This is a genomic window from Microbacterium allomyrinae (genome assembly GCF_020682705.1).
GTDB lineage: Bacteria > Actinomycetota > Actinomycetes > Actinomycetales > Microbacteriaceae > Microbacterium > Microbacterium allomyrinae.
In genome coordinates this window covers 67,199-91,817 of the sequence record NZ_JAGTTN010000007.1, presented here as the reverse complement: position 1 = coordinate 91,817, position 24,619 = coordinate 67,199, and the positions used below count along the sequence as shown (strand labels likewise).

Below are 24,619 nucleotides of genomic sequence, written 5' to 3'. Positions count from 1 at the left end.
TCAGGAGCGCAGCGCGCTCACGGGCTCGATCTTCGCCGCCCGACGTGCCGGGATGCCGCCGGCGACGAGGCCGACCACCGCGCCCAGCACCGCCCCCGCGATCGCGACGAGCGGATCGACGATGGGCGTCCACTGCTGCATCAGCGAAACGGCGACCACCGCCATCACCCCGATCGACGCGCCGATGAGCCCGCCGAGCAGCCCGATCACGACGGATTCGATGACGAATTGGCCGGAGATCTGACGGCCGGTCGCGCCCAGCGCGCGGCGCAGTCCGATCTCGGGCGTGCGCTCCATCACGGTGAGCATCGTGACGTTGGCGATGCCGAGGCCCCCGGCGAGCAGAACGATCGCGCCCAGGATGAGGAACACCACGTTGACGTCCGCCTGGACGCTCTGCCCCAGATCCGATCGTCCCGACGGTGCCGACACGTCGAAGGCGTCGGGGGCGCCGGGGTCCAGCGCGATGGCCGCCTGCTCGGCGACCTGCGGGCCCGCGCCCGGCACGATCCGGATCACGAGCTCGTCCGCGGCGGCGAGGGCGACGTCGGCGCGAGCCGTCGAGATCGGGATGACGACCGCGTCGAGCAGATCGACGCGGAGCTCGGGATCCTCGAAGATGCCGATCACGGCATATGCCAGTCCAGAGATGAAGATCGAGGGCTGACTGTCGACGCGGTTGATCCCCAGACGCTCTGCCGCGCGCTCACCGAGCACGGCCACACGGTCGCCGCGCGCGTCGTGCCCGCTGTCGAACATACGCCCGGTCGCGACGTCTGCACCGGCTACCTCGAAGATCCCCGCCGTCGCCGCGATCAGCGGCGGTGGAGCGACCGCCGCGGCCGACGGGTCATTGACCGGGACCGCCGTGATCGTCCCGTCGCCGAGATCGACCTCTCCTGCCATCGCGGCCGATTCGACCCCGACCAGGCGCATCGCGCGCTCCGCGGCATCCCAGGGCAGTCGGGACGTCGCGACGCTCGAGCCTCCCGCCGTCTGCGCGGACGCCGGCTCGATCACGACCTGCGTCGCTGCGACCGCGTCGAACTGGCGGGCGATCTGACCCGCCGCGGTCTGTGCGAATCCGAAGGTCGCCACAAGGGCTCCGATGCCCAGCACCGTTCCCATCACCGTCATGACCAGACGTGCGGGGCGGGTGCCGATGTCTGCGGTGGCCTCGATGAGCAGGTCGGCGAACGTGAAGCGGTCCGCATGCGGAACCTTGGGAACCAGAGCGGATGCCGCATCCGCCAGGTCCGGCGCGGCATCCGTCACCGGGTCGTCGATGTCGGTGCTCACGCGACCTCCTGCAGCCGGCCATCGGCGATGCGGATGCACCGACCCGCCCGCGCGGCGACGCTCGCGTCGTGCGTGATCACGATCAGCGTGAGACCGTCGGCGTTCATCTCGTCGAACAGGTCGAGCACTCCGCCGGTGGTGTTCTCGTCGAGGTTGCCTGTCGGCTCGTCGGCCAGCACGATGCTGGGACGGCTGACGACGGCACGCGCGACGGCTACGCGCTGTCGCTCCCCTCCGGAGAGGGTTCCGGGAATGAAGTCGATACGGTGCGACAGCCCGACGCGGTCGAGCACCTCCCGGGCGCGAGGCTCACGCTCCGCGCGCGGAACTCCGCTGTAGAGCATCGGCATGAGCACGTTGTCGAGCACGGTTCGCCTCGCCATCAGATGGAACGACTGGAAAACGAAACCGATCCGTCGTGCGCGCACCGCAGCGCGCTGATCCTCGGTGAGCTCTCCGGTCAGTTGCCCCTCGATGCGGTACTCCCCCACGCTCGGCCGGTCGAGCAGGCCGAGAATGTTCAGCATCGTCGACTTGCCCGATCCGCTCGGCCCCACGATCGAGACGTACTCGCCCGCGTCGATGCACAGCGACGCGCCTTTGAGTGCCTGCACCTCGGGCGGACCGGGAAACGAGCGGGTGACGTCTCGCAGCTCCACCAGAGGCGCCGTCATCGGCCCACCACCACGAGATCGCCCTCCTCGATGCCGCCGTCGACCGGTCTCACCTCGACCGAGCCATCGGCCGCGAGCCCCGTCTCGACGACCACGAGCCTCGTCTCGGCGCGGTCGCCATCGCGGGGGTCGCCGTCGACGACTTCGACACGGCTCTCGCCGCCCGGACCCGCGGTGACCGCCGCGAGCGGGACGAACAGCACGTCACCCTGCGTAGCGCCGACCGGGATCGACACCCGGACGTTGGCACCCTGCAGCTGCTGCACCTGCTCGGGGGCCAGCGGATCGGGTGTGAACCCGATCGTCCAGCGAGCGCTGCCGTCCTCGCCCGGGACGATCTCGGCGATCACCGCACGGTGCGTCGCCCCGTCGGGGAGCTCGAAGGACGCCTCGCCGCCGACTTCGAGAAGCTTCGCATCGGCCTCGGCGGCCGAACCGGTGAGTTCGAGCGATGCGCCGGACACCGTCATCGCCGCGCCCTGCAGGATCGAGCCGCGCGCGGCGGTGACCGCGTCGACACGTCGAGGCAAGGCGGACAGGTAGAGGATCTCGCTCGACGGCAGGAACGGCAACGCCTCTTCACGAGCACGAGACAGCGCCTCCTGCGCTCGTGACACCTGCTCACGCGCGGCGTCGACGGCCGCCCGCTGCCCGCGGGTGTCGGCCGGCTCCGCCACCTCCGCACGCTGCAGCTTCGCCAGCGCCAACTGGTCTTCGAGATCGGCGACGAGCAGCGGATCGGCGGGGTCGAGGACCCGCGCCGCGTCGAGCTCGCGCTGCACCCTCGCGATCTGGTTGTCGGCTTCGCGCAGAGCCACGGCGGATGCCCCGGCGCCGGCCCTGGCGAGTTCGTCGTTCGCGGCCGCCAAGGACTGCTGCGCGGCGCTGACCCCCTCGGACGCCCCCTGGACCGCGTCGGCGCTTCCTTCGGGCGCGGGCGGCGGCGCGTAGCCGACCAGTCCGTACAGCGCCGTCACGGCCTGCGCTGCAGCGGCGTCGAAGACGTCGGATGCCGGGTCCCCGGCGTCGATGCCCACCGCGGCCATCGCCTGCTTGAACTGGACGACGTCGGGGCCCGACATCCCGAATCGGATCGTGCGGTACGCGGGCAGATCACCGGGAAGCACGATGACCGGTCGCCCGGCGATCTCCAGGGCGATCGCCAGCGGACCGAACTCGACTCCAGGCGCAGGCACGCGTCCGGTGACGATGGCCGGTCCCGAGAGCGAAGTCGTGTCGAGAGTCACCTCGGTGGCGTCGGCGTAGCCCACCTCGCCACGAATCGTCACGTCGTTGCTGAGTTGCCCGAAGTCGACCGGCACCGTGATGAGTCCGGGGGCCGGAGCCTCTGCCGACGCCGCGGCATCGGCAGGAGAGATGACGAAGCGACCCACGACCAACCCAGCCACGAGACTGGCCACGGCGATCAGTGCGACGATCCACAGTGCCCGGTTCCCGTGGAAGACCCGCGCCCAGCGGGCCCTCCAGCCGGCGCGCGGCGCCGTCTCGTCCGCGGGCGCGATGGCGGTGTCGCCAGCGGTTCGCCCATCCTCGCCCGCGGGCTCCAGCAGTTCGTCGAAATCGGCATCGACCGAGTCTTCCGGCGCGTCGGACCCGTCCGCCGCGGTGTTGCCCGCCGCGTCGTCGTGCAGTCGTGTCACGCTATCGGCCCTGCTCCGCCGCGGCCTTGAGCGCATCGAGCTCGGCCTTGTGGTCGGCGATGAACTCTTCTTCCAACGCGTACTGCACCTTCGTATAGCCCGCGCGGTAGTCGGTCTTCTCGCGGCAGTCGAGGTCCGCGAGGGCGATCTCGATCTCCTTCTCGCCGAGCTCAGCGAGTTCGGGGTCGTCTTCGACCCACTCGGTCTGGTCCTCGTAGTAGGCGTTCAGTTCTTCACCGAACTGCATCTGCGCGTCGCTCTGCTTGTCGTAGCCGGGATACCCCGCATCCGCCATGCACGAGCTCCACTTCGCGTCGAGGTCGGCGAAGGCGGTGGACTCCTGCGTCTCGGTCCAGAACTCCTCGAGCGACTTCATGAGAGGTGCGAACTCGTCCGACTGAGCCGGGTTCTGCTCCTCGACCTCGTGCTGGGCCAGGCCATAGCAGCCCGCCTGTTCCCAGTCGTACTCGAAGGAGCCGTCTTCGTCGAGTTCTTCCGCGCTGGGCTGCGGACCGTTCAGCGTCTCGTAGAACGCGGCCTGTTCCGACGGTGAAAGGCTCGTGACGTAGTCCTCGTTCGGGTCGACGTACACCTGGTCATCGGTCATGGGGGTGTCACGTCCCGGAAAATTCACGTTGCCGTACCCGTACTGCGCGACCCATTCGCGATCCTCCGGGCTCCATTCGTCGCCAGAGGCCATCACCACGGCACCGCTCTGCGTGTTGGGGATGTACTCGAAGCCCTCCTCCGCCATGCACTCGGCGACGAGCTGCTCGCGGGCCTTGTTCTCCTTGTCGTAGCGAGCCTGCTGCTCGTCCGTGGAGAGGTCACCTCCCCACACCGCCATCATGTACTTGTTCAGCGGCGAGTCCTCGGGCTTCGGCGCCGCCGTATCGGCAGAACCGCTGCAGGCGGCAAGGGCGACCGCGAGCACGGCCGAGAAGGCGAGGGCGAGAGGGGTTGTTCTGCGCATGGCGGCTCCAGAGAGAAGTCGAACGGCGGGCTCGACAGCGCCCGCGGACTTCACGGTATCGACTGTCGTCGGCGAGGCGTATCCGCCTAGCGGATGATCTCGACGCGTCGAGAGGCGCCCTCACTCCGTAGTGTCCGGACGAGCCCGTCCCTGCCACAACGGACGCCATCCGTTATGGAACCGTAATAACGGCGGATCAGACGGGGTACACCTCGGGCAGACCGGTGCGCAACTCGACGGGCAGATGCCCCATGTCGTTGTGCGAGAGGATCGTCCACGGCCGCCCCTGCTTCTGAGCGATCACCGTCAGCCCGCAGTGCGCCTGATTCAACGTCATCCAACGCCAGTCCGGAGCCTGAAGCACCTCGCGGACGAACCACGCGATGACGAAGTTGTGAGAGATGAGCAGCTCGTGAACCTCACCGCTCTTGCGCACCAGGAACTCGCTGACGGCATCCGACATCTGCGCGCGACCCGCCTCGATCTCAGCCTCGGTCACCGACCCGAAGAACGGCTCGAAGGCGGGCGGGGTCTCATCGGTCATGCCGGTCGGCACGCAGTCGAACAGCAGCGACGACGGTTCCGGGTGCAGCGACGGCATCCGCTCCGACACCGCGCGCGCGGTCTGGCTCGCCCGCTCCAGCGGGGAATGCCACACGGCGTCGAACGGAACTCCCGACAGCCGGTCGGCCAGCAGCGCAGCCTGTCGCCGGCCCCGGGGAGACAGGGGGCCGTCGACGAGTCCGTGCTCGGCGTCCTGATGCTCACCATGCCGCACGAGGTAGATGTAGTGCGTCACGCAGCTCACTCCGTCGGGGGTCGCGTGCCCCGACGGGGCACTTCTCCCACCCTACGACACACGACGAATGCCGCCCTGGGACCGGCCGCGGCGAGCCTCCTACTCTGACGCGCGGGCGATGTCGGCGAGCTGTGCGCGGCTCAGTCGCACCCCGACGCCTTGCACGAGTTCCTCGACATGTGCCGGGGCGTAGGCGTTGACGATCGGCGCTGTGACCAGCCGCTGCGCGAGCAGCCACGCCACCGCGACCGCTGCATCGGGCACTCCGAGTTCCGCACCGACCGCGTCGAGAGCCCGAAGCGTACGACTGCCGCGCCGATTGAAGTTCGCCGCGAGCTGCGCACCGCGAACCGACAGCGCACCACGAACGCGAGTGCGCTGACGGCCGGCGAGGAAGCCGTGCTCGAGTGCATGCGACGGCGTCACCGCCATCCCCTGCGCGCCGGCGACCAGTCGCAGGTCGGAGTCGAACTCGTGACGACGCAGCACGTTGAACGGCACGTCGAGCACGGTGATCCGCGGAAAACCCGCCGACGAGAAGATCCGGGCCTCGACCAGTTGCGCGGCGGTATAGCCGATCGCGCCGATCGCGCCGACCTTGCCCGTCTCGACGAGCCACTCCGCGGTCGCGAGGGTGTCTTCCAGCGCGGTGGCGGAGTCGGTCGTGGCATCGAGCGAGAGCACGTCGATGCGATCCGTGCGCAGACGCGTGAGGGATGCCTCCACCGACCGCACCAGATTGACCGAGCCGAGTCCGGGGTTGTCGGCGTGCCCGCCGACCCGCACCGCGAGCACGATGTCATCGCGTAGTCCGCGGGAGTGCAGCCACTGCCCGATGATGTGCTCGCTGCGACCGCCCGCATAGCTGTCGGACGTGTGTACGGCATTGCCGCCGAGATCCGCGTACGCGTCGAGGATGTCGTGGCTCGACTCGAGATCGACGTTCCACCCGAATTCGGCGCCGCCCAGGATCAGCGGGAAGACCGAGAAGCCGCTCTCTCCGAGAGGCACGCGCACATTGCTGCCGACTGACGGACCCTGGACGGGGATGGGGGCGGAAGGGTGCGGTGCCCGCGAAGCAGGAGAATTGACATCCGGGCTCGACGAGGAAAGCGTCGAGTCAACGCCGAAGTAAGCCATGTGCCACCCCCTCATGACGACTCCGTCGGGTTTCGTCATGATCACTTGAATCCCGCGCCCCCCGGCGCGTACTCAAAGGGTAGGGCAGTCCGGACAGCTCGCTGCGCAGCCAGGCCAACTGTCGATAAACATTACATAACGCTTTCATCACGAACCCCCGAAACACCGGGATTCTGTCCCCCATTCGGGGGACGCGGTGCCGGACTCCCCACCGGACGACGGATGCCCGCCCCCTCCGCGACGGGAGAGAACGGGCATCCGTTGACACGATCGAGCGGTGACGCGCGATCAGTGGGTGGTCTCGGCGATCAGCCTTCGGCCGGCGCCTCGGGACCGGGGTTGGCCGCGTCGCGACCCTCCTGGTCTGCGGGCTCCTCGACGACCGGCTCGAGCGAGAGCTTGCCGCGGTCGTCGATCTTCGTGATCTTGACGAGGAGCTTCTGGCCGACGTTCAGCACATCCTCGACGTTCTCCACGCGCTTGCCGCCGGCGAGCTTGCGGACCTCGCTGACGTGCAGCAGGCCGTCCTTGCCGGGAAGGAGCGAGATGAACGCACCGAAGGTCGCGATCTTCACAACCGTTCCGAGGAACTGCTCGCCGACCTCGGGGTTGGTCGGGTTGGCGATCGCGTTCACCTGGGCGCGGGCGGCCTCGGCCGACGGGCCGTCGGTCGCGCCGATGTAGACAGTGCCGTCCTCCTCGATGGAGATCTGCGCACCGGTCTCGTCCTGGATCGCGTTGATCGTCTTGCCCTTGGGGCCGATCAGCTCGCCGATCTTGTCGACGGGGATCTGGACGCTGATGACACGCGGTGCGGTCGGCGCCATCTCGTCGGGGCTGTCGATCGCGGCGTTGAGCACGCCCAGGATCGTCAGACGCGCGTCGCGGGCCTGCTGCAGCGCGGCGGTGAGCACCGACGACGGGATGCCGTCGAGCTTCGTGTCGAGCTGGATGGCCGTCACGAACTCGCTCGTGCCGGCGACCTTGAAGTCCATGTCACCGAGGGCGTCTTCGGCACCGAGGATGTCGGTCAGCGCGGCGTAGCGCGTCTGGCCATCGACCTGGTCCGACACGAGACCCATCGCGATGCCGGCGACGGGGGCGCGCAGCGGCACACCCGCGTTCAGCAGCGACAGGGTCGATGCGCAGACCGAGCCCATCGACGTCGAGCCGTTGGAGCCGAGAGCCTCGGACACCTGGCGGATCGCGTAGGGGAACTCCTCGCGGCTGGGCAGCACCGGCACGAGCGCGCGCTCGGCGAGGAAGCCGTGCCCGATCTCGCGACGCTTCGGGCTGCCGACACGGCCGGTCTCACCGGTCGAGTAGGGCGGGAAGTTGTAGTGGTGCATGTAGCGCTTGCTCGTGACGGGCGACAGCGAGTCGATCTGCTGCTCCATCTTGAGCATGTTGAGCGTGGTGACACCGAGGATCTGCGTCTCGCCGCGCTGGAAGATCGCCGAGCCGTGGACGCGCGGGATGACCTGCACCTCGGCGTCGAGCGGGCGGATGTCGGCCAGGCCGCGGCCGTCCATGCGGATGCCCTCGGCGAGGATGCGACCGCGGACGATGACCTTGGTGACCGACTTGTAGGCGGCGGAGAACTCGGCCGTCGCGACGGCCGGCAGCTCGCCGGACTCGACTGCGGCGACGAGCTCGGCCTTGACGGCCTCCTTCAGCGCGTCGTCGGCGTCCTGACGCTCGATCTTGTCGGCGATCTGGTAGATCGGGACGAGCTTGTCGTAGGCGCGGCCGGCGACGAAGTCGTACGTCTCCTGGCTGTAGGGCAGGAAGACCGGGAACTGCTTGATCTCCTTCGCCGCGGTGTTGGCCACGACGTTCTGCGCTGCGACGAGCTGCTTGATGAAGGGCTTCGAGGCCTCGAGGCCTTCGGCCACGACCTGCTCGTTCGGCTTGGTGGCGCCGCCCTTGATGAGGTTCCAGGAGCCTTCGGTGGCCTCGGCCTCGACCATCATGATCGCGACGTCCTCGTTGCCATCGGCATCCGTGACGACACGGCCGGCGACGATGAGGTCGAAGACGGCCTCCTCGAGCTGGGTGACCGTCGGGAACGCGATCCACTGGTCAGCGGTCTCGCCGTGGCCGGGGATGAGCGCGAGGCGCACACCGGCGATCGGACCCGAGAACGGCAGGCCGGAGATCTGCGTCGACAGCGAAGCCGCGTTGATCGCGAGCGCGTCGTAGAACTCGCCGGGCGCGATCGAGAGCACCGTCACGACGATCTGCACCTCGTTGCGGAGGCCGTCGACGAACGACGGGCGCAGCGGGCGGTCGATGAGACGGCAGACGAGGATCGCCTCGGTCGAGGGGCGGCCCTCGCGACGGAAGAACGAGCCGGGGATCTTGCCCGCGGCGTACGAGCGCTCTTCGACGTCGACGGTCAGCGGGAAGAAGTCGAAGCCTTCGCGCGGGTGCTTTCCCGCGCTGGTGGCTGAGAGGAGCATCGTCTCCTCGTCGAGGTACGCGGCGACGGCACCCTGTGCCTGCTGCGCGAGTCGTCCGGTCTCGAACCGGACAGTGCGGGTGCCGAAGCGGCCGTTATCGAGAACGGCTTCAGCGGCGGTGATTTCAGGACCTTCCAAGAGGTCTCTCCTTCTTTGTTTTGACTCGCACGCCCGTGTGGCGGGCGAGTTCATGCGAAGGAGCAGGAACAGGCAGATCTCGGCGCGCGGGGATGCCACGGTATTCACCAGCACTGGTCACCAGTAGAAGATCACCCGGCGTCGTCGACGACGGGGAAACCACCACAGGGGACCAGCTTCCTGCCGGCCTGCTCCACAGTGCCTAACAAGCACCGTGCTCATATGGAATTGAGCGGGTGCCCGAGGGCAACCCGATCAAGCCTATCAGGGGGCGCCTCTCCTTCGTCGCGCTCTGGCGAGCATGCGGCGGCGACCGTAGGGTTGTCGCATGAGCACCGACGAAAAGCCGGCCGGCGCGGCATCCGACGACATGAAGCGCAAGTTCAAGGAAGCCCTCGAGAAGAAGAACGCACAACACCGCAAGGGCGAGTCCCACCTCGATGGCGATTCGGCCATCCACGGCACCCACGGGGCCGTGACCAAGCGCGAATTCCGCCGCAAGAGCGGCTGAGCCGCACCCGAGGCAAGCACTCCGACGACGACAGCTGCACGACGACATGAGCGACTTCCGTGAGACGATCCCGGACGACGAGCGCGACGTCCCCATCGACGACGAGACGCAGCTCGACGGCCCGCCGCCGACCATCGATCCGCTCGAGACGATCGAGGACGAGGTCGACGACGCCGAACTCGAGAAGCGCGAATCGGCGATCGAGGCGGGCCAGATCGACCCCGGCACCTGATCCCTGAACGCGAACGGCGCTCCGGGACGACCCGGATCCGAGTACGTCCGGTGTGACGGCGCATGACCGTCCGGCGGCGGAATCACCCCCACCGCGTAGGAAATCACCCGCACTGACCCTGTCGCGACGCGATATCGCAGGCATACGGTCGGCACGTAGCAGTGGCCTGGTCCGCGACGCACCTCGCTTCTCTGGGGGGAAGGTCCTTCTTTCGTGGGTGCTCGCGCGACCGGTCGTCAGACGATCGATGGAGAAGAACATGGCCCAGGACGACGCGCTTGCGGAGCATCGATGAGCGACCTCCTCCCGCCGGGGAGCATCCGACGCCTGCGCCGCGAGGCGTGGGGCTTCGCCGTCGGCTCGGCGCTGTTCTTCACCGGTGCCGTCCCGCTCTATGCGGGGTGGGCCGGCGCTGTCGGCACCAACCTCACCTTCTTCGTGGGCTCGCTCTTCTTCACGACGGCGGCGTTCATCCAGCTGAGTCTGAGCGGGCGACGCCCGCCGCGCACCGGAACACGAAGTCCCGATCGCGTCGACTGGTGGGCGGCCGCCGTGCAGTTCGTCGGGACGCTGCTGTTCAACCTGTCCACCGGCGTGGCCCTGGCGGCCGCCGTGGCCGACCCCGACGCGGTCGGAGTGGGCTGGCTCCCCGATGCGTGGGGATCGGTCGCCTTCCTCGTCTCGAGCTTCCTCGCGCTCGTGGCGACGAAGGACCGGGGGCAGCTGTGGGACCCGGATGCCCGCACCTGGCACGGCACGGTCCTCAACTTCGCGGGCTCGGTCGCCTTCGGGGCCTCGGCGGTGGGTGCATACGTCGTGCCCGCGACCGGTGACCTCGCCAGTACCCAGTGGGCGAATCTCGGGACGGCACTGGGCGCGGTGTGCTTCTTCGTCGCCGCGCTGCTGTCGCGGCGGACGATCCCCCGGTCCTCGTCAGCGCTTCGCAAGGAGCCCCTGGTCTGACGGCGGCCTAGGACGACATGTGCGCGCGCACGTCGCCGCGCCCGCCGATGAAGACGTAGTCGGAGTGCTTTGCCGCACGCCCGTCGCCGGCGGTGCGCCCGCGGAGGCGACGCCACGCCCAGGGAAGCGCATCGCGACTCAGCCACGAGCCGGTGACGACGGGGTCGTCGTCCGCGTGGAGCGCCGCGTCGAGGCTTCCCAGCGCCTCGGCGTCGGGCACGCCGAGAGCGTCTGCCGCCCGGTACGCGAGGAAGCGGTGGCCCCGCGAGCGCAGGTGCACCTTGTCATCGCCCCACAGTTCGAGGGCACCGATCGCGGGCAGCGCCTCCAGGTCGAGGAGAATGGCACCGGTGTCGGCGGCGACACGTCTCAGCTCCGAGGCGAACGCGGCGAACCGGCGCGCGAAGATCATCGACGCGCGCCGGTGCGGCAGGAAGGGCGTCAGCAGCAGCACGTCGGCGCCCGCGTCGCGCAGCATCCGGATGCCCGTCTCCAGCTCGACGGCGAGCGCGATCGGGTCGACGCGCGGGCCGACGAGATCGTTCGCGCCGATCATCACCGACACCAGGTCGGGACGCAGCGACAGCGCGAGCGGGAGCTGCTCGCGGATCACGTGCTGCACGCGGCGGCTGCGGACCGCCAGGTTGGCGTACCGGAACGGCCTCGCGTCGGTCCGGGTGTGTGCCAGCAGCTGCGCGAGCCGGTCGGCCCAGCCCCGGTACTGCCCCGGCGCCATGCGCGACGAATCGCACAGCCCCTCGGTGAGCGAGTCCCCGAGGGCGACGTAGCGCGACCAGGAGCGCGACTCCTGTCCTCGCGTCGCGGGGACGGCAGGGCGGGTCGCGCCCCGGAGCAGGAGCGCGTCGTCGATGGGCCGCAGCACCCGCGCCTCGGTGTAGTGCTCCACGAGCCGGCCGCACACGGCATCCCACGTCCGGTCCTGCACCGAGGCGTGCGCCGCCGTCGCGAACGCCCGGCGCTTGCCCTCGTCGCCCACGAGGTCTGCCACGCGCGCTCTGAGGTCGCGCAGGTCTCCGGGCCGGTAGAGCCATCCGTCGACACTGGAGCGCACCAGGTCGAGCGGGCCGCCGATGCCGGGCGCGACCACCGGCACGCCGCTGGCGAGAGCCTCCTGGATGGTCTGCCCGAAGGTCTCGCTCTCGCCCGGGTGCACGAAGACGTCGAAGCTCGCCAGCGCCTCGGCCAGAGCCGCGCCGGTGAGATGACCAGTGAAGACAGCACCGGGCAGCGCGCGCTCGAGGGCGAGCCGGGCGGGCCCCTCGCCCACCACGACGAGCCGGCTGCCGGCCAGGTCGGCGACAGCCGCGAGATCCTCGACCTGCTTCTCAGGGGCGAGACGGCCCACATAGCCGATGATCTTGTCGCCGTGCGCGGTCTTGCGGCGCCAGTCCTCGCTGCGCCGAGCCGGTGTGAACCGCTCGGTGTCGACGCCGCGCCCCCAATGGCGCAGACGATCCACTCCGAGGTCTTCGAGCTGGCGCAGCGATGCCGTCGACGGCGCAAGGGTGAGCGTGGCCCGTCGGTGCAGCCGCGCGATGTGGCGCCCGACGAGTGCGCCGGCCTGCGGCATCCCGTACTTCTCGGCGTATGCGACGACGTCGGTCTGATAGACCGCGACCGACGGCACGCGCAGCGCATCGGCAGCGGCCACTCCCTGCCAGCCCAGTACGAAGGGTGACGCAAGGTGCACGACGTCGGGGCGGAACTCACGCAGGATCGCCGCCAGGCGCGCCGCACGGGCGAAGACGATCCGCACGTCGGGATAGGAGGGCAGCGGCACAGACCGCAGCAGTTCGGTCCGGGCACCGTGCAGGTCGGCGGTGATCTCGCCGGAGCGCGGTGCGATCACCAGCGTCTGGTGCCCTTCGGACGCGAGATGGCGAAGGACGTGGAGGACCGACCCCGTCACTCCGTTCATGTGCGGCAGGAACGATTCGGCGAGCAGCGCGACTCTCACGCCTCCAGCGTGGCGGCCCGCGCGGGGAGGGATGGCGCGGATCGGCACTCACCCGCAAGTGTTCACCGGATGCACCACCGGAGGTCACCGGACGGGCGTCGTTCGGTCGCCGTTCACCGTCGGCGGCTAGAAGGGGAGGCGTGATCGAGGACCTGCTGACCGGCGTCGCCGCGAGCGCATGGGCGATGCCCGTGCTCTTCCTGCTCGTGCTGGGCGACGCATTCCTCGTCGTGCTTCCCGGAGAGGCTGCGGTGACCGCCTTCGGTGCGCTCGCGGTGACGCAGGGCGAGCCGAACGTGGGCGTGGTGATCGCGGTCGCCGCGGTCGCCGCCTTCATCGGCGATGCGGCGTGCTATCTCGTCGGTCGCACTGTGGGGCTCGAACGCTGGCGATGGATGCGCACGTCGAGGGTGCGCGTCGCGTTCGCGTGGTCCCGTGAGAGACTGCAGCGCCGCGCGGCGGTGGTGCTGTTCACGGCGCGCTTCATCCCCTTCGCCCGCCTCGCGGTGAACCTGACGGCGGGCGCGACACGGGTCGCCGCGCCCCGATATCTCGGGATCGCCGCGGCCGCCGCGCTGGCGTGGGCCGCCTACCAGGCGCTGATCGGTGCCATTGTCGCTGCGATCCTGCCCGGTGGACCGGTCGTGGCGGTGGTCGTTTCGGTGGTGCTCGCGGTGGGCCTGGGCCTCGCGATCGACGCGGCGCTGGCGCGCCGGCTGCGCGGCGCTGGGAGTGAGCGCAGCGCAGCCGGCGCAGACGTCGAGGACGGCGATCAGACCGTCGCGGACGGCTGACGTCCGGCGCTGCCTATCCGGCGTGCACCAGGACCGCGTCGGAGCCCGACGGCAACAGCTGCGACTTCTGACCCCGGATCATCGTGCTGGCGATCACGGCGGCCAGCAGCATCCCGATCGCCGCGGCGACGAAGGTGACCGAGTACGCGTCTGCCAGCACCTCGGGCAGGTGCGATGTATCGCCCGCCAGTGCTCCCACGTAGACCGCGGTGAACACCGACAGCCCGATCGAGCCGCCGATCTGCATCGCCGAGTTGGTGACGGCGGATGCCGCGCCCGCATCGTGGGGCGCGACACCGGCCAGAGCCACGTTCTGCAGGGGCACGAAGACCAGCGCCATTCCCGCGCCCATGACGACCAGCGCGGGAAACACCTCCACCCAGTAGCTGCCCATCGCGGTGATGAAGCTGAGGTATCCGAGCCCGGCCGCGACGATGACGGGTCCGACGATCAGGAGAGGGCGAGGACCGAACCGCGGGAGCATCTTGGTCGCGAACGGCGCGACCAGCATCGTCCCCAGCGGCAGCGGAAGGCTCGCGAGTCCTGCGCCGAGTGCGGACATCTGCATGACGATCTGCAGGTGGAACGTCAGATACAGCGTCGCGCCGATCATGACGCTTCCTGCGATCGCCTGGATGAGGAAGGCACCTCCTCTTACACGGTCGGCGACGATGCGCAGCGGCAGCAGCGGCTGGCGCTGCCGCGCCTCGATCCAGACGAACGCGGCAAGCAGCAGTACGCCGAGGATGAGGAACGTGACCGTCTGGGGGTTGCCCCAGCCGGCTTCAGCCATGCTGAAGCCGTAGACGAGCGACCCGAGTCCGAGAGTGACGGTGACGGCGCCGGCGAGGTCGTAGCGGTTGTCGCCGTCCGCCTTGCTCTCCGAGATGAACAGGAACGCACCCACGAGGCCGAGAGCGACGAAGAAGACGTTCACGAGCAGGCACCATCTCCAGTCGGCGAACTCGGTGAGCACGCCGCCGAGCACGAGTCCGACGGACGCGCCCGCGCCCGCCACGGTGCCGAAGACGGCGAACGCGGTGTTGCGCTCGCGGCCGGAGGGGAAGGTGACGGTGAGCAGCGCCAGAGCCGCGGGAGCCAGCAGCGCGGCGAAGACGCCCTGCAGCCCGCGCGCGATGATGAGTTCGGTTCCGCTCTGAGCCACCCCGCCGAAGACCGAGGCCAGCCCGAAGCCGACCATGCCGACGATGAATGTGCGCTTGCGACCCCAGTAGTCGGCGACGCGGCCACCGAGCAGCAGGAGCGCGCCGAACGCGAGCGCGTAGGCGGTCACCACCCATTGACGCTGGCTGTCCGAGAGACCGAGCTCGGCCTGCGCCTGTGGAAGGGCGATGTTGACGATCGTGCCGTCGAGGACCACCACCAGCTGGGTGAGCGAGACCACCGCGAGGGCCCACCATTTGCGGCGCGTGGGCAGGGGCATGGACATAGAGAAACCTCCGGGTCTTTTGACGGATGCCGGAGGTTTCGAGCCTCGGATCGCGGCCCCGTTTCGGGCCACGACCGCCTCGGCCGACGTGGCCGAGCAGACATCCATCCTACCGCGTCCGGCTGGGAGATTCGGATGACCGCACGACGTCGGCGGCACCGGCCAGGATGGACTCGTGACTGCAGCGACCCCCCTCGGATATGACGAGGCCTTCCTCGTCATCCCGCTCCCCCTTCCCCGTCCCGTCGGCGACCGCGCGGTGCGGGAACTCCCCTATCCGCGCTTCACGGTGCTCCTCGACCCCTCGCGGCGGCTCGCCGCGATGACCGCGGTGAACATCGACGGCGGGGCGCTGCGCGACATCGCCCGCACCGGCGAGTGGTTTCTCGACGAGCGGATCCCCGTCGGCGAGCAGGCCGGGCCGGCGGTCTACGCGAGCAACGACGTGGACCGAGGGCACCTCGTGCGCCGCCGCGATCCCGGTTGGGGTGCGCCGGCCGAGGCGCGCGCCGCGACCGAGGCGACGTTCGCGTACCCGAACGCGGCGCCTCAGGCGAGTGTCTTCAACCAGTCGAAAGAGCTGTGGCTCGGCCTCGAGGACCATGTGCTCGAGTATGCCGACACCACCGACCAGCGGGTGAGCGTCTTCACCGCGCCCGTGCTCGCGGCCACGGATCCCGAGTACCGGGGAGTCCAGATTCCCCGGCGCTTCTTCAAAGTCGCTGCGTGGTCGTCGACGGACGACGATCCGCTTCGCACGACCGATCCTGGAATCGTAGGACCACGGCTGCTCGCCGCGGGCTTCGTGCTCGACCAGTCAGAGCTGATCGACGTGCGCGAGGGTGTTCTCGCCACACCGCCGCTCAGCGCGTACCGCACATTCCAGGTGCCGATCGCCGACATCGAGGCACTCGCGGGCGTGGATCTGGGCCCACTCGTCGCCGCCGACGTCCTGCCGCCCGCTGCCGGGTTCGCAGACGGGACGGTGCGTGGCGGGGACGCGTGGCGCCCCCTCGGCGCTGCGGACGATGTCGTGCTGGCGTGAGCCGCCGCCTCGGCGCGGGCGTGCCCACCGGACACCTGCGGGGGATCACTCCCCCGCGAGGCCGCCCAGCAGGTGCCCGAACGAGCGGCCCTCGCCCAGGTAGTTCGCCGGGTCGAAGGGATCGGCGCTGCGCGCGGGCTCACGGCGCGCGATGGCCTCGGCGAGCTCCTTCGCACCGCGCTCGATGCGCGCGCCCAGAGGGGCGACCTGGTCGCCCGAGGCGCCCCAGTCGCTCGACGCCGCGAACACCCCGGTCGAGACGGGCTCGGCGTGCAGGTAGGCGAACAGCGGACGGATCGCGTAGTCGATCGCGAGCGAATGCCGCGCGGTGCCGGCGTTCGCGCCGATCAGCACGGGCGTGCCGGTGAGGGCGTCCGGGTCGAGCACGTCGATGAACGACTTGAACAGTCCCGAGTAGCTGGTCGAGAAGATCGGCGTGACAGCGATCACCGCGTCGGCGGAGACCACCGCGTTGAGCATCGATTCCAGCGACGGCGGAGCGAAGCCGGTGAGCAGGTTGTTCGTGATGTCGTGCGCGTAGTCGCGCAGTTCGAACACGTCCACCTCCACCTCGATCCCGCGCTCCGACAGCTGCGCCGAGGTGGCGGCGGCGAGACGGTCGGCGAGCATGCGGGTCGAGGACGGGTTGGAGAGTCCCGCAGAGATGACGGCGATGCGCCGCGCGGACGTCGTGGTCATCTCACGCCTCCTTCCGGCCGAGCCCGAATGCCGCACCGGCCGGGGCCGGCGTGTCGCGGTAGGGGCTCTCGCCCACCAGGTTGTCGCCGCGGTTCGCACCGGGCACCGCCTGGCGCGGGGCCTGGTCGCCGTACTTCGCCGCAACCAGGTTCGCGTGGGTCGGGGCATCCGGAACATCCGCCGGGCGGTTCTTCTCCAGCTCCTTGCGCAGCACAGGCACCACCTCGCCGCCGAGGATGTCGAGCTGCTCGAGCACCGTCTTCAGCGGGAGACCCGCGTGGTCGATGAGGAACAGCTGGCGCTGGTAGTCGCCGTACGACTCGCGCATGGCGGCGTAGCGGTCGATGACCTGCTGAGGTGAGCCGACGGTGAGGGGGGTCATCTCGCTGAAGTCCTCGAGCGAAGGACCGTGGCCGTAGACCGGGGCGTTGTCGAAGTACGGACGGAACGCCTTCACGGCGTCCTGCGACTTCGCCGCCATGAACACCTGGCCGCCGAGGCCGACGATCGCCTGCTCGGGCGTGCCGTGGCCGTAGTGTGCGTACCGCTGGCGGTAGAGCGCGATCAGGCGCTGGTAGTGCTCCTTGGGCCAGAAGATGTTGTTCGCGAAGAAGCCGTCTCCGTAGTAGGCCGCCTGCTCGGCGATCTCGGGCGTGCGGATCGAGCCGTGCCACACGAACGGCGCGACGCCGTCGAGCGGGCGTGGGGTCGAGGTGAAGCCCTGCAGCGGGGTGCGGAACTGGCCCTCCCAGTCCACGACATCCTCACGCCAGAGGCGGTGCAGGAGGTTGTAGTTCTCGATCGCGAGGGGCAGTCCCTGACGGATGTCCTTGCCGAACCAGGGGTAGACGGGTCCGGTGTTGCCGCGGCCGATCATGAGGTCGACACGGCCGTCCGACACGTGCTGCAGCATTGCGAAGTCCTCGGCGATCTTCACCGGGTCGTTCGTGGTGATGAGCGTCGTGGCCGTCGAGAGCAGCAGGCGCTCGGTCTGCGCGGCGATGTAGGCGAGGGTCGTGGTCGGCGACGACGACCAGAAGGGCGGGTTGTGGTGCTCGCCCAGCGCGAAGACGTCGAGACCGACCTCTTCGGCGTGCTTGGCGATCGCGATCGTCGCCTTGATGCGCTCGGCTTCGCTGGGGGTGGTGCCGTCGGTCGGGTCCTGGGTGATGTCGCTCACCGTGAAGATTCCGAACTGCATCGCCGACCCTGTGGTGCTCTCGCTCACGATCGCGCTCTCCGTTCCCCCGTTGAGGGCTCTCTTCGTCGCTCGGGATCTCCGCTGCGGCGAATGTATGCAAATGAATGTATCTCGTGCAACGCCTCCCCCGCAAAACTATTCCCGAGTGGATGCCGCAGCCACCGGGCATCCGCTCCTTCGCGCCCCTCGAACAGGGCGGTGCGCTGCGAGTACGTGGGTCAGGACGCTCCCAGCGCGTGCGGAAATGCCGGATCGCGTCCCTGGAACTCGAGGATCGCGGGGTTGAGGATCACGCCGTCGGCGATCTCGGTCGCCCGGCGGATCGTCGCGTCCTGCGCCCACGCGCCGGGGCCGCCCATCACCGTCGGGACGAATCCGAGCAGCGCCTCGCTGATCTCCCAGCTCGCCGAATTCCACAGGTAGGACGGGCTGTGATCGACCCCGTAGTAGTTGATGGAGTCGCCGACAGTGAACATGGGATCGGCGAACGACGTCGGTCGCGCCCATTCGAAGCCCATCCCCTCGTCGCACGAGACGTCGACGATCAGGCTCCCCGGCCGGAAGGCTCCCAGATCGCTCTCGCGAAGGTACAGGAGCGGGTGATTGGGATCCTGCAGCGTGCAGTTGACGACGATGTCGCTCTCCGCGAGGAACGGCGCGAGGGGCACGCGGCCTTCGTCCGTGATCACTTCGCTCAGGTACGGCTCGTCGTCGTGATCGAACTGGATGATGTGCGCGGCGTGGATCGGTGCCGCCACCGAAGCGGTTCTCCGGTTGGTCAGCACCCGGACCTCATGCACGCCGTGGGCGCGCAACGCCGTCACCGCTCCGCGAGCGGTCGCTCCGAACCCGATCACCACGGCCGTGAGGCGCCGACCGTAGTCTCCCGTCGAACCGCACAGCTGAAGGGCGTGGAGCACCGAGCAATACCCGGCGAGCTCGTTGTTGATGTGGAACACGTGCAGCCCGAACGCGCCGTCACTGCCCCAGTGGTTCATCGCCTCGAACGCGATCACGGTCAGCCGTTTGTCGATCGCGAGCTGCGTCACCGCCTCGTCCTGCACGAGGTGCGGCCAGCCCCAGAGCACCTGGCCGTCACGGAGGTCTCGCAGATCCTCGAGCTGCGGCTTGGGCAGGAGCACGACGTCGGAGGCCGCGATGAGGGCTTCGCGAGTCGCGATACGCCCGACGAACGGGCGAAGCTCGTCGTCGGAAACGCCGAAGCGCCTGCCGTATCCCGTTTCGAGGACGACGCGATCCCGCAGGTCGTCCGGCAGCCGCTCGAAATGGCCGGGATGGATGGGGACGCGGCGTTCATCGGGCTTGCGCGATGACCCGATCACGCCGAGCGTCAGTCCGGCGGCGGTCATGGTGGCCTCGTTCCGTAGGCCGGGCAGGAGCCTCCCGGAGTCCCGACGCTACACCCGCGTCACTCGCTGTCGAACAGGGCGAGCATGTCGCGCGCGAGCTGGTGCGGTGCGGTCTCGCACGGCGCATGCCCGGTGGGATACGTCGCGACGCGCGCACCGATGCGGGCCGCGTACGCGTCGTGCTGGGCCTGGGGCCACAGATCCTGCTCGCCCACCGCGATGAGCTTCGGGATGTCGATGGCCGCGACCTCGTCCGCGATGTCGGGCATCGTCATCATGAGCCCCACGACGTCGTCGATGCAGGGGCGGCCGGTGACCCCGAGCCGTTCGCGCACGAACGCGATCCGGCCGGGCGGGGTGCGGTTGAGGTTGTAGCGGATCCCCCACAGGATGAGCCCGGCCGCGCGGTGGGGCGACATGTCGGAGATCGGCCCGATGTGCTTGAGGCCGCGGAACACCTGGCCCGTCGCGGGCGGTGCCGACATCAGCGTGAGGCTGCGGAACAGCTCCGGCCGCTGGATGAGGGCGAGCTCGGTGACGAGGCCGCCGAAGCTGTAGCCGAGTACGTGCGCAGGCTCTCCCCCGTCTTCGAGGAGGGCGATGAGATCGTCGACGAAGAGCCGGCGGTCGTACTCCTGTCGCGGCGGATCGAGGCTCGCCGGCCCGGCATCGACCGACTCCCAGTGTCCGGCGAGATCGTACGACTCGACGAGGTAGCCGGCGTCTGCGAGGAGAGGCATGAGCAGGACGAAGTCCTCTTTCGAGCCGGCGACGCCCGGTACCAGCACCACGCGTGGGGCGCCCGGGGCGCCGAGCCGCACGCGGGCGAGGTTGCCGCTCGGTGCCCGCAGTGCGTCGCGCACGGTGCCCGGGGCGAATACCCGCCAGTCCAGGTCGGGAATGGCCAGGTCGCGCTCGAGCGCGTCATCGATCGTCGTCATCGCGCGGCCGAGACTACCGCGTCGGGAGCCCGTCGAGCTCATCCTGTCGCGGCGCGTAATCGATGTGACCGCCGTCCGCGTCGAAGGCCTGCACGGGGCGACGACGCGACCACGCCTCCCATCCGGGATTCCCGTCGACCACGAACGCGACCCACGCGCGGTGCATCGCGTCGGCGAGCGCCTGCGGACCGTCGGGGCCGCCGAGGGCGATCGCATCGGCCGTGCCGAGCCCGTCGAACACGAAACCGAGCTCCATGCCGTGCGCGGCCCCGAGTCCGCCGACCGGACTCCTCCACCGGAACTCGTACACCCAGGTCGGCGACGCGTCGGCGACCGCGGCATCCGCCCTGCTGTCCGCGAAGCGCGTGATCGGCGCGCGCAGCAGCATGTCGGTGACCACCTGGCCCAGGATCTCGCCGGGCGAAGCCGCCGAGCGGCGCCTGCGGTGCGCGCGGACGACCCGTGCGGGAACACGCGCAGCGAGCCGCGCGAGGGCGAGCGTGAGACGAGTCACGCGATTCACCGCACCCGATGGCACCAGCCAGAGGCGGTACTCCTCGCTCGTCGAGCCGATGAGGACGGGGATGCCGCGCCCTGCGCCCGCGAGCAGGGCGTCCAGCGGGTTCAGCGGCACGGCATCGCCGCCGACGGCCAGCGCGACGCTCGGTCCGCCGCCGAGCGGCGAGGCGCCTGCAGAGATCAGGGCGTGAGCCTGGACGAGCTCACTGGGCGCGACGCTGTCGAACCCGGCGCGCGTCGGCTCGACGCCGAGTCGCTTCGCGATCTCGCGCGTCATGCGGGCGGCCTTGTCGCGCTTGTGCGCGACGAGCGGGCCGCTCTGCAGGATCGCCCGATCGAACAGTTCCGCCGCGTGCGGGAGCGCGAGCAACGCGGTCAGGGTGTTGGCCCCCGCGGAGTGCCCCATCACCGTGATGCGAGCGGGGTCTCCGCCGAACGCGGCGACCTCGCGCCGCACCCAGCGCAGCGCGGCCTCCTGGTCGAGCACACCGAGATTCTGCGGCACGTCGTCGAGCACCGCGAACCCCTCTTGGCCGAGCCGGTACTGCACGGAGACGAACACGATGCCGTGGCGTGCGAACGACGCGCCGTCGTAGGCGGTCAGCGCCGCCGATCCACGCGTCAGCGCACCGCCGTGCACGAACACGAGAACGGCCAGGGGCTCTGCGCCGCGGTCGGCGGGGGTCCACACGTTCACGGTCAGGAAGTCGTCTCCTGCGACCTCGACCGTCGGCAGGTACCCGGCGAGCGCCGGCGGATACGGCGCCTGGGGAGCCGTCGCGCCGAAGGCCGAGGCATCCCGTTCGCCGTCCCACGCTCCGGGCGGAGCCGGGGGACGGAATCGGCGCTCGCCCACAGGAGGCGCGGCGTACGGAATCGCGAGGAAGCGGTCGATCCCGTCTTCGCTGACGCCGCGAACGGCGCCGGAGCTCACCGCCGCGTGGGGCGCATCCGCATCACGCGAGATCCCGGACTCGGTGCCGGCGGGGCGGCTGCGCCCCGAGGCGCCGCGCACCGCGCCTGCGCTGTGGGGAGGGGATGTAGGGCCCGTCATGTCGTCTCCTCGTGGCACCCCGCAGGCGCTCGCACTCAGACTCAGGCAACGTGGGACTCGGTGTCAAGCTGCGGTCACATCCACGAACGCGGGCTAGTCTGGTCAGCGCCCAGCGAGGGGGGACATGACCGCACGCACGACACCGCCCACGGGTGCCGCCCTCACCGGCCCGATCCCTCGCACGCGACGGCGCGTGCCCTTCTGGGACAACGCACGATTCGCGTGCATCGTGCTCGTGGTGCTCGGGCACGCAGTGCAGCGACTCACGTACGACTCCGATATCGCCCTCGGGCTCTATCTCGTCGTCTACGCCTTCCACATGCCCGCCTTCGCGATCATCTCGGGGTACTTCTCGAAGTCCGATGCGCCCACGACGACTCAGATGGCGCGGGTGATCACCGACATCGTCGTGCCGTACGTGATCTTCGAGGGCCTCTGGACCCTCACGAAGTGGGTCGTCGAAGGCCAGGCGAACCCCAACATCACCGAGCCGTCGTGGACGCTGTGGTTCCTGCTCGCCCTCGGGATCTTCCGCCTCGTGCTGCCATATCTCTCGCTGCTGCGCTGGCCGCTGCTGTGGACCGTCGTCATCTCGATCGGCGCCGGCTACCTGCCCAACATCGACTCGACGTTCTCGCTGTCGCGGACGCTGGGGCTCCTCCCCTTCTTCACGCTGGGATGGTGGCTGCGCAAACACGACATCGTCGAGCGCCTCTCGCTCCTGGATCGTCGGCCGTGGTGGGTGCTGGCCGGCGGAGTCGGGCTATTCGCCGTCGCCGGCGGCGCGGCCTGGGCGTTCGTCGACGTGTGGCGCGACATGAACCTGCGCGAATGGCTGTTCTACGACGACAACTACGCGTCGATCGGGGGCACCCAGTGGTGGGCGGGCGGCGTCCGTCTCGCGCTCATGATCGTCGCCCTTGTGCTGGCGACCGCGTTCTTCGCGCTGCTCCCCCGCAGCACCCATTGGTGGACGCATTTCGGCCAGTACACGATGTACGTCTACCTGCTGCACTCGTTCGTGCTGTATCCGTTCCGCGAGAACGGGCTGCTGCGCAATGCCGAGCCCACTTGGATCTGGCTTCCCCTGGTCATCGTCCTGTCTGTGGCGATCGCGCTCGGACTCGCCACACGGCCGGTGCGATGGCTGTTCCGCCCCCTCGTCGAGCCGCGGCCCGGATGGCTCTTCTCCGATCGCACGCTCGCGCGACGCGAGGGCCGCCGCAGCGACCCCACCGGATCGCGCCGTCCGCGCGAGGAGCCCCGGATGCCGCGTCCCGACCCGCGTCAGAACGGCTGAGCCGCGTACGCGAACTGCGGGTGAGACGACCTCCGCACCCGCTGAACCCGGGACGCGCACCGCGCCCGTGGTGCGAACGGTGAGCCCCGGATCAGGCGAGCAGTCCTGCGCCGACGTACGAGCCGGGCTCCGCCCCGGGCGGTACGGCCCAGAGTCCCGAGCCGACGTGGCGGATGTACTCGTTCATGACGTCGGTCGACAACGCCCGCTGCAGTTGCACGAACTGCTCGGGCGAGCGCTGATACGAGAGGAAGAAGAGGCCCGCGTCCAGCCGCCCGAGGTCGTTGTTGCCGTCGACGAAGTTGTAGCCGCGCCGGAGGATGCGCGTGCCGTCGTTGAACTCGGGGTGCGCGAGGCGCACGTGGCTCACCTCCGAGATCGCGGCGGCACCCGCAGCATCCGTCGCTTCGAAGTCGGGCTCGGTGAACTCGTCGCCGCCGGAGAGCGGGGCTCCCTGCGCCTTGTCACGGCCGATGATCGACTGCTGCTCCGAGAGTCGCACGCGATCCCACGTCTCGATGAGCATCGCGATCTTGCGCGCGACCAGGTACGAGCCTCCGGCCATCCACGCCGGTTCGTCGGATGCCGCGACCCACACGTGATCGGCCAGCGCCGCGTCATCCGTGGCGAGGATGTTCGCGGTGCCGTCCTTGAATCCGAAGAGGTTGCGAGGGGTGGACTGGGCGGTCGTGGTGCGCGAGGTGCGCCCGAATCCCAGCTGCGACCAGCGCAAACGCGCGCGGCCGAAGGCGATGCGGCTGAGATTGCGGATGGCGTGGACGGCGACCTGGGGGTCGTCGGCACATGCCTGGATGCACAGGTCGCCCCCGGATGCCGCCGGGTCGAGGTCATCGCCGAGGAAGGCCGGGAGATCCTCGAGCCCGGGCGGACGCCGCGCGGCGATTCCGTAGCGGTCGCCCCCGTCGTTCTCGAAGAGCGTCGGGCCGAAGCCGAACGTGATGCTCAGTCCGCTGGCCGCGAGCCCCAGCGCCTCGCCCGTGTCGTCGGGCGGTGCCTCGGGCGATCCGCCGACGGCGCCTGTCGCGCTGACGTCGAGGCCCTGACTCATGCGGGCCGCGGCATACGACCAGTCCTGCAGGAGAGTGATCAGATCGTCCCGGTCCGTGCGCGCCATCATGTCGAACGACGCGAAGTGCAGGTGATCCTGCACCGGCGTCGTGATTCCGGCCTGGTGGGCACCGAAGAAGTCGTAGACGGATGCCGCGGCATCCTGTTCCCGCACCCGCCCGACGGCGACGCCTGCCGCCGCGCCCGCGCCGGCGCCCACAGCGAGGCCCGCTGCTCCCGCTCCGATCGCGAGGCCGAGAAGCCCGCGCCGCGAGAGACCGGTGCGCTCCGTCTCGACGAGCCCGGCATCGGCTGCCGGACTCGTCGGGACGATGTCGTCAGGACTGC

21 protein-coding genes are annotated in these 24,619 nt (G+C 69.7%); 6 read left to right on the top strand and 15 right to left on the bottom strand.

The annotated features are described in order from the left end of the window. The 7 genes from KEC57_RS16725 to KEC57_RS16695 form a co-directional block, all read right to left on the bottom strand. Positions 1 to 1,299 (bottom strand): ABC transporter permease, encoded by a 1,299-nt coding sequence (locus tag KEC57_RS16725; RefSeq protein WP_229385830.1) that lies wholly within the window; start codon positions 1,297 to 1,299, stop codon positions 1 to 3. Further along, entirely contained in the window at positions 1,296 to 1,973 is a 678-nt protein-coding gene (locus tag KEC57_RS16720; RefSeq protein WP_229385829.1) for an ABC transporter ATP-binding protein, read from the bottom strand. The genes KEC57_RS16725 and KEC57_RS16720 overlap by 4 nt, the downstream gene beginning before the upstream one ends. Then, entirely contained in the window at positions 1,970 to 3,634 is a 1,665-nt protein-coding gene (locus KEC57_RS16715) for an efflux RND transporter periplasmic adaptor subunit (RefSeq protein ID WP_229385828.1), read from the bottom strand. The genes KEC57_RS16720 and KEC57_RS16715 overlap by 4 nt, the downstream gene beginning before the upstream one ends. Before the next feature lies 1 nt (position 3,635). Further along, positions 3,636 to 4,607, bottom strand: coding sequence for a hypothetical protein (locus tag KEC57_RS16710; RefSeq protein ID WP_229385827.1), 972 nt, complete (start codon positions 4,605 to 4,607; stop codon positions 3,636 to 3,638). A gap of 196 nt (positions 4,608 to 4,803) precedes the next feature. Further along, positions 4,804 to 5,406, bottom strand: a complete 603-nt coding sequence (locus tag KEC57_RS16705) for a histidine phosphatase family protein (protein ID WP_229385826.1) — start codon at positions 5,404 to 5,406, stop codon at positions 4,804 to 4,806. Between the two features lie 99 nt (positions 5,407 to 5,505). Then, on the bottom strand, positions 5,506 to 6,546 hold the full coding sequence (locus KEC57_RS16700) for an aldo/keto reductase (protein ID WP_229385825.1): 1,041 nt from the start codon (positions 6,544 to 6,546) through the stop codon (positions 5,506 to 5,508). A 308-nt stretch (positions 6,547 to 6,854) separates the two neighbouring features. Further along, a complete protein-coding gene (locus KEC57_RS16695) occupies positions 6,855 to 9,146 on the bottom strand; it encodes a polyribonucleotide nucleotidyltransferase (RefSeq protein WP_229385824.1) in 2,292 nt (763 codons plus the stop codon). Between the two features lie 328 nt (positions 9,147 to 9,474). On the opposite strand from KEC57_RS16695, the gene KEC57_RS16690 reads away from it, so the two are divergent. The 3 genes from KEC57_RS16690 to KEC57_RS16680 all read left to right on the top strand — a co-directional run bounded on the left by KEC57_RS16690 (position 9,475) and on the right by KEC57_RS16680 (position 10,852). Beyond that, complete coding sequence (locus KEC57_RS16690) at positions 9,475 to 9,657, top strand: DUF5302 domain-containing protein (RefSeq protein WP_229385823.1); 183 nt, start codon at positions 9,475 to 9,477, stop codon at positions 9,655 to 9,657. 46 nt (positions 9,658 to 9,703) lie between these two features. After that, a complete protein-coding gene (locus KEC57_RS16685) occupies positions 9,704 to 9,889 on the top strand; it encodes a hypothetical protein (protein ID WP_229385822.1) in 186 nt (61 codons plus the stop codon). 291 nt (positions 9,890 to 10,180) lie between these two features. Next, positions 10,181 to 10,852, top strand: coding sequence for a YrhK family protein (locus KEC57_RS16680; protein WP_229385821.1), 672 nt, complete (start codon positions 10,181 to 10,183; stop codon positions 10,850 to 10,852). Between the two features lie 7 nt (positions 10,853 to 10,859). Here the strand turns inward: KEC57_RS16680 and KEC57_RS16675 are convergent, their stop codons facing one another. Further along, positions 10,860 to 12,830, bottom strand: a complete 1,971-nt coding sequence (locus tag KEC57_RS16675; protein ID WP_229385820.1) for a glycosyltransferase — start codon at positions 12,828 to 12,830, stop codon at positions 10,860 to 10,862. Between the two features lie 140 nt (positions 12,831 to 12,970). Here KEC57_RS16675 and KEC57_RS16670 point away from each other — a divergent pair, with 140 nt between their 5' ends. Then, a complete protein-coding gene (locus tag KEC57_RS16670) occupies positions 12,971 to 13,624 on the top strand; it encodes a DedA family protein (RefSeq protein ID WP_229385819.1) in 654 nt (217 codons plus the stop codon). Positions 13,625 to 13,637: 13 nt separating this feature from the next. On the opposite strand, the gene KEC57_RS16665 is transcribed toward KEC57_RS16670, so the two are convergent. Beyond that, positions 13,638 to 15,068 (bottom strand): MFS transporter, encoded by a 1,431-nt coding sequence (locus KEC57_RS16665; protein WP_229385818.1) that lies wholly within the window; start codon positions 15,066 to 15,068, stop codon positions 13,638 to 13,640. A gap of 181 nt (positions 15,069 to 15,249) precedes the next feature. Between KEC57_RS16665 and KEC57_RS16660 the strand changes: the two genes are divergently transcribed. Beyond that, positions 15,250 to 16,119 (top strand): DNA/RNA non-specific endonuclease, encoded by an 870-nt coding sequence (locus tag KEC57_RS16660; protein ID WP_229385817.1) that lies wholly within the window; start codon positions 15,250 to 15,252, stop codon positions 16,117 to 16,119. 45 nt (positions 16,120 to 16,164) lie between these two features. On the opposite strand, the gene KEC57_RS16655 is transcribed toward KEC57_RS16660, so the two are convergent. The 5 genes from KEC57_RS16655 to KEC57_RS16635 form a co-directional block, all read right to left on the bottom strand. Continuing rightward, a complete protein-coding gene (locus KEC57_RS16655; RefSeq protein WP_229385816.1) occupies positions 16,165 to 16,818 on the bottom strand; it encodes an FMN reductase in 654 nt (217 codons plus the stop codon). Position 16,819: 1 nt separating this feature from the next. Then, positions 16,820 to 18,019 (bottom strand): LLM class flavin-dependent oxidoreductase, encoded by a 1,200-nt coding sequence (locus KEC57_RS16650; protein ID WP_229385892.1) that lies wholly within the window; start codon positions 18,017 to 18,019, stop codon positions 16,820 to 16,822. 218 nt (positions 18,020 to 18,237) lie between these two features. After that, positions 18,238 to 19,389, bottom strand: coding sequence for a N(5)-(carboxyethyl)ornithine synthase (locus KEC57_RS16645; RefSeq protein WP_229385815.1), 1,152 nt, complete (start codon positions 19,387 to 19,389; stop codon positions 18,238 to 18,240). Positions 19,390 to 19,448: 59 nt separating this feature from the next. Beyond that, positions 19,449 to 20,330, bottom strand: a complete 882-nt coding sequence (locus KEC57_RS16640; RefSeq protein WP_229385814.1) for an alpha/beta fold hydrolase — start codon at positions 20,328 to 20,330, stop codon at positions 19,449 to 19,451. Positions 20,331 to 20,343: 13 nt separating this feature from the next. Continuing rightward, complete coding sequence (locus KEC57_RS16635; protein WP_229385813.1) at positions 20,344 to 21,903, bottom strand: carboxylesterase/lipase family protein; 1,560 nt, start codon at positions 21,901 to 21,903, stop codon at positions 20,344 to 20,346. A gap of 124 nt (positions 21,904 to 22,027) precedes the next feature. Between KEC57_RS16635 and KEC57_RS16630 the strand changes: the two genes are divergently transcribed. Then, positions 22,028 to 23,203 (top strand): acyltransferase family protein, encoded by a 1,176-nt coding sequence (locus KEC57_RS16630; RefSeq protein ID WP_229385812.1) that lies wholly within the window; start codon positions 22,028 to 22,030, stop codon positions 23,201 to 23,203. 91 nt (positions 23,204 to 23,294) lie between these two features. Here KEC57_RS16630 and efeB read toward each other — a convergent pair whose 3' ends face one another. Further along, positions 23,295 to 24,605 (bottom strand): iron uptake transporter deferrochelatase/peroxidase subunit, encoded by a 1,311-nt coding sequence (efeB, locus tag KEC57_RS16625; protein WP_229385891.1) that lies wholly within the window; start codon positions 24,603 to 24,605, stop codon positions 23,295 to 23,297. Positions 24,606 to 24,619 lie beyond the last annotated feature (14 nt).

Excerpts from the sequence above, each read along its gene's own strand:
- KEC57_RS16720 (WP_229385829.1), bottom strand. The coding sequence starts at position 1,973 with ATGACGGCGCCTCTGGTGGAGCTGCGAGACGTCACCCGCTCGTTTCCC.
- KEC57_RS16710 (WP_229385827.1), bottom strand. The coding sequence starts at position 4,607 with ATGCGCAGAACAACCCCTCTCGCCCTCGCCTTCTCGGCCGTGCTCGCG.
- KEC57_RS16700 (WP_229385825.1), bottom strand. The coding sequence starts at position 6,546 with ATGGCTTACTTCGGCGTTGACTCGACGCTTTCCTCGTCGAGCCCGGAT.
- KEC57_RS16690 (WP_229385823.1), top strand. The coding sequence starts at position 9,475 with ATGAGCACCGACGAAAAGCCGGCCGGCGCGGCATCCGACGACATGAAG.
- KEC57_RS16685 (WP_229385822.1), top strand. The coding sequence starts at position 9,704 with ATGAGCGACTTCCGTGAGACGATCCCGGACGACGAGCGCGACGTCCCC.
- KEC57_RS16680 (WP_229385821.1), top strand. The coding sequence starts at position 10,181 with ATGAGCGACCTCCTCCCGCCGGGGAGCATCCGACGCCTGCGCCGCGAG.
- KEC57_RS16665 (WP_229385818.1), bottom strand. The coding sequence starts at position 15,068 with ATGCCCCTGCCCACGCGCCGCAAATGGTGGGCCCTCGCGGTGGTCTCG.
- KEC57_RS16655 (WP_229385816.1), bottom strand. The coding sequence starts at position 16,818 with ATGACCACGACGTCCGCGCGGCGCATCGCCGTCATCTCTGCGGGACTC.
- KEC57_RS16650 (WP_229385892.1), bottom strand. The coding sequence starts at position 18,019 with ATGCAGTTCGGAATCTTCACGGTGAGCGACATCACCCAGGACCCGACC.
- KEC57_RS16645 (WP_229385815.1), bottom strand. The coding sequence starts at position 19,389 with ATGACCGCCGCCGGACTGACGCTCGGCGTGATCGGGTCATCGCGCAAG.
- KEC57_RS16640 (WP_229385814.1), bottom strand. The coding sequence starts at position 20,330 with ATGACGACGATCGATGACGCGCTCGAGCGCGACCTGGCCATTCCCGAC.
- KEC57_RS16635 (WP_229385813.1), bottom strand. The coding sequence starts at position 21,903 with ATGACGGGCCCTACATCCCCTCCCCACAGCGCAGGCGCGGTGCGCGGC.
- KEC57_RS16630 (WP_229385812.1), top strand. The coding sequence starts at position 22,028 with ATGACCGCACGCACGACACCGCCCACGGGTGCCGCCCTCACCGGCCCG.